This window comes from uncultured Caulobacter sp. (genome assembly GCF_937900395.1).
GTDB lineage: Bacteria > Pseudomonadota > Alphaproteobacteria > Caulobacterales > Caulobacteraceae > Caulobacter.
Window position 1 is genome coordinate 1 of sequence record NZ_CALCDX010000095.1, and the last position, 3,807, is coordinate 3,807.

The 3,807-nt window shown below is 70.9% G+C and carries 4 protein-coding genes; 3 read left to right on the plus strand and 1 reads right to left on the minus strand.

The window, feature by feature from the left end; translation table 11 throughout:
- Positions 1–1,120: cbb3-type cytochrome c oxidase subunit I (locus Q0379_RS08215; RefSeq protein ID WP_299006901.1), on the plus strand; the 1,120-nt coding region annotated here is incomplete at its 5' end.
- Between the two features lie 116 nt (positions 1,121–1,236).
- On the opposite strand, the gene Q0379_RS08220 is transcribed toward Q0379_RS08215, so the two are convergent.
- Positions 1,237–1,881, minus strand: coding sequence for an arylesterase (locus Q0379_RS08220; RefSeq protein WP_299006903.1), 645 nt, complete (start codon positions 1,879–1,881; stop codon positions 1,237–1,239).
- Between the two features lie 56 nt (positions 1,882–1,937).
- On the opposite strand from Q0379_RS08220, the gene Q0379_RS08225 reads away from it, so the two are divergent.
- Together Q0379_RS08225 and Q0379_RS08230 are read left to right on the plus strand one after the other, a co-directional pair.
- Positions 1,938–2,621, plus strand: a complete 684-nt coding sequence (locus Q0379_RS08225) for an ATP-binding cassette domain-containing protein (RefSeq protein WP_299006905.1) — start codon at positions 1,938–1,940, stop codon at positions 2,619–2,621.
- A 2-nt stretch (positions 2,622–2,623) separates the two neighbouring features.
- On the plus strand, positions 2,624–3,807 hold a 1,184-nt coding region (locus Q0379_RS08230), incomplete at its 3' end, for an FtsX-like permease family protein (RefSeq protein ID WP_299006908.1).

The following is a 3,807-nucleotide window of genomic DNA, read 5'->3' on the forward strand; positions in this document are numbered from 1 at the left end:
CGTGCAGCAGGTCTTCGACCTGAACGCCAACTGGTGGTTCGGCCACCAGGGCTGGGAATATGTCGATCTGGGCCGCTTCTGGCAGATCCTGCTGTTCGTCGGACTGATGAAGTGGCTGGTCCTGGTGGGCCGCGCTCTCTGGCCCGCGCTCAAGGCGCCGTCGGAAAGCAAGCCTGTCCTCTGGATCCTGTTCCTGTCGACGGTGGCCATCGGCCTGTTCTACGGCGCGGGCTTCATGTGGGGTAAGCACAGCCACATCAGCATGGTCGAGTACTGGCGCTGGTGGGTGGTCCACCTGTGGGTCGAGGGCTTCTTCGAGGTGTTCGCCACGGCGGTCATCAGCCTGCTGATGGTCAAGCTGGGCCTGGTGCGCGCCAAGTCGGCCAACGGCGCGGTGCTGTTCGGGACCATCGTGTTCCTGTTTGGCGGCGTGCTGGGCACGGCCCACCACTGGTACTTCGCCGGCACCCCGGTCTCGGTGATCGCCATCGGCTCGGTGTTCTCGGCCCTCGAGGTCGTGCCGCTGGCCCTGATCGGCGCCGAGGCCTTCGAGACCTTCAGCCACACCAAGGCCGCGCCCTGGGTCGCGACCTATCGCTGGCCGATCTTCTTCTTCGTCGCGGTTTCGTTCTGGAACCTGCTGGGCGCGGGGGTCTTCGGCTTCATGATCAACCCGCCGATCAGCCTCTATTTCATCCAGGGGCTGAACACGACGGCCACCCACGGCCACGCCGCCCTGTTCGGGGTCTACGGGATGCTGGGTATCGGCCTGCTGCTGTTCTGCTTCCGAGGCCTGGCGCGGCGCGAAGCGTGGGACGACCGCCTGCTGGCCGCGACCTTCTGGATGCTCAACGGCGGGCTGGCGATGATGCTGTTCCTGTCGTTGCTGCCGGTCGGGGTGATCCAGGCGATCGCCAGCATCGAGCACGGCCTGTGGTTCGCCCGCTCTCCGGCGGTGATCCATTCGCCGCTGGTCCAGACCCTGGTCTGGATGCGGGTGCCCGGCGACATCGTCTTCGCCGGCGGCGCCTTCACCCTGGCGATCTTCGCCGCCAAGCTGCTGCTGGGCGCCCGCCGCCCCGCCATCGGCAAGGCCGCGAGCCCGGTCGCCGCGGAGTAGTCCGTCAGACCTGGAGCCGGCGCGTGGCGACACGCGCCGGCCTTTCCTTGCAAGAAACCCTTCGCCACCGCGGCGGCTTGCGTCATGTGTTCGAAGCGGACGCGCGGTGTGGACGATTAGCCCGCGCGCAACTTCACGGCCTTGGCGACAACCGGCGCGAGGGCGTCGGCGATGCGCTTGGCGCCGCCCGCGTTGGGATGGATGCCGTCCCTCTGCAGGAGGGACGCGTCGCCGCTGACGCCTGAGAGGATGTTGGCGTAGAGCGGCACGCCGAACTCACGCGCCAGGCTCGGATAGATGGCGTTGAACTCGCGAGCATAGGCCGCGCCGATCGCGGGGGGCGCGGCGACGCCCACCAGCACCACGCCGACGCCCCGCGCCTTCAGCTTCTGCAGGATGCCGCGCAGATTGGCCTTGGTCTGGGCGGGATCGACTCCTTGCAGCAGATCATTGCCGCCGAGCGCCACCACGCAGACCTGGGTGTCGCCAGCAACGCTGAAGCCTACGCGCGCCAGACCGCCGCCGCTGGTGTCGCCGGAGACGCCGGCCGCTCGGACGATGACTGGCACGCCCCGTTTCGTCAGCGCCGCCTGGAGCTGCGCCGGCAAGGCGTCCTTCGCCGAAAGGCCAAGACCCGCCGTGATGGAGTCGCCCAGGACAGTGACGATCGGCGCCTTGGGCGCCGCGGCGACCTGGGTCAGGAGGCCAAGGCCCAGCAAAAACCGGCGACGATTGGGAAAACGCTGTGCGATCGGGCTCATGCCTTCCTATGTAGTTCGCTTGCCGGCCGCACAAGGACCGGCCTCGCAGGAAACCCATGACCGACGCCCCGCCCGCCGCGCCCCTGGTCCTCGACGCCGTCGCCCTGACCTTGCCGTCCACCGCCGGACCGGTCGACATCCTGCGAGGCGTGAGCCTGACCGTCAGCTCCGGCGAGCGCGTGGCGATCGTCGGCCCCTCCGGCTCGGGAAAGTCGTCGTTGATCGCTGTCGGCGCCGGCCTGGAAGAGCCCACCGGAGGAGCGGTGCGCCTGTTCGGTGAGGACCTGGCCAGGCTGGACGAGGATGGTCGTGCTCGCCTGAGGCGCGGACGGGCGGCGCTGGTGTTCCAGGCCTTCCATCTGCTGCCCAACATGACCGCCGAGGAGAATGTCGCCACGCCGTTGGAGATCGCCGGGGCGCGCGACGCCATCACCACCGCGCGGGACTGGCTGGGCCGCGTGGGCCTGACCGGGCGCCTAACCCACTATCCGCACCAGCTGTCCGGGGGCGAGCAGCAGCGCGTCGCCCTGGCCCGCGCCCTGGCGGCGCGTCCGGCCCTGCTGTTCGCCGACGAGCCGACCGGCAACCTCGACGGGGCCACCGCCGCCTCGGTGGCCGACCTGATGTTCAACCTCGTCGCCGAGGTCGGCGCCGCGCTGGTGATGGTCACCCACGATCCGGGCCTGGCCACCCGCGCCGACCGGATCGTGCGCATGGCCGACGGCAAGATCCAGGCCTGAGCGTGGCGACCTTCCCTCTCCCGCTCGCCGTCCGCCTGGCCGCGCGCGAACTGCGCTCGGGCGTGCGCGGCTTTCGCATCTTCCTGGCCTGCCTGGCGCTCGGCGTCGCCGCGATCGCCGCGGCCGGCTCGACCGCCGAGGCCTTCCGGCAAGGGCTGGCCAGCCAGGCCCGTGAGATCCTGGGCGGCGACCTGTCCTTCTCGATCGAGAACCGCGACTTCACGCGCGAGGAGCGGTCGGCGATCAATCGCCTGGGCCAAGCCACCTATTCCGCCGGCGCGCGGGCCATGGCCGAAGCGCCGAGCGGAGACCGACGCCTCGTCAGCCTACGCGGCGTGGACGGACGCTTTCCCCTCGCTGGCGCGGTGAAGCTCGAGGGTGCGCCAAGCCTCGCCGCGGCCCTCGCCGACCGGGATGGCCTGCCCGGCGCCGCGGTCGAGCCGGCGCTGCTGGATCGCCTGAACCTGAAGATCGGCGACCGGTTCGAAGCCGGGACCCTGACCCTGGTCGTGCGCGCCCGCCTGCTCAGCGAGCCGGATGGCCTGTCGCGCGGCTTCGCCTTGGCGCCGCGCGTGCTGGTCCGGTCCGACGTGCTGGACCGCTCGGGGCTGCTGGCGCCGGGCGGGCTCTCCAACCACACCGTGCGGATCGCCCTGCCGCCCGGCCAGGACCCGCGCGCCGCCGGACAAGCGATCGAGAAGGCTTTTCCGGACGCGCACTTCAGGGTTCGCGACCGCCTGGACGCCGCGCCTGGCGCGCGCCGTTTGATCGACCAGTTGGAGTATTTCCTCGGCTTCATCGGCCTGGCCTCGCTGGTCGCCGGAGGGCTCGGCGTCGCCGGCGCGGTCTCGGCCTATCTGTCGACCCGCGAGCCGGCGATCGCCGTCCTCAAGGCGCTGGGCGCGCGAAGCGCCCTGATCCGCGACCTCCACCTGATCCAGATCGGCGTCCTGGCGCTGCTTGGGGTGGCGATCGGCTTGGCGGTCGGCGCCGCCGCGCCGCTGCTCCTGGGTCAGATGGCCGGCTCCAGCTTGCCGATCCCGGCGCTGTTCAAGGTCTATCCCTGGCCGCTGGCCAAGGCCGGGCTGTTCGGGCTCCTGGCGGCGGCGGCCTTCTCGCTGGTTCCGCTGGCGAGAGCGCGGGCGACGCCGCCCTCGGCCCTGTTCCGCCGCGCGCCCAAGGCCCG

Coding starts and splice junctions, on each gene's coding strand:
- Q0379_RS08225 (WP_299006905.1), top strand. CDS start 1,938: ATGACCGACGCCCCGCCCGCCGCGCCCCTGGTCCTCGACGCCGTCGCC.
- Q0379_RS08220 (WP_299006903.1), bottom strand. CDS start 1,881: ATGAGCCCGATCGCACAGCGTTTTCCCAATCGTCGCCGGTTTTTGCTG.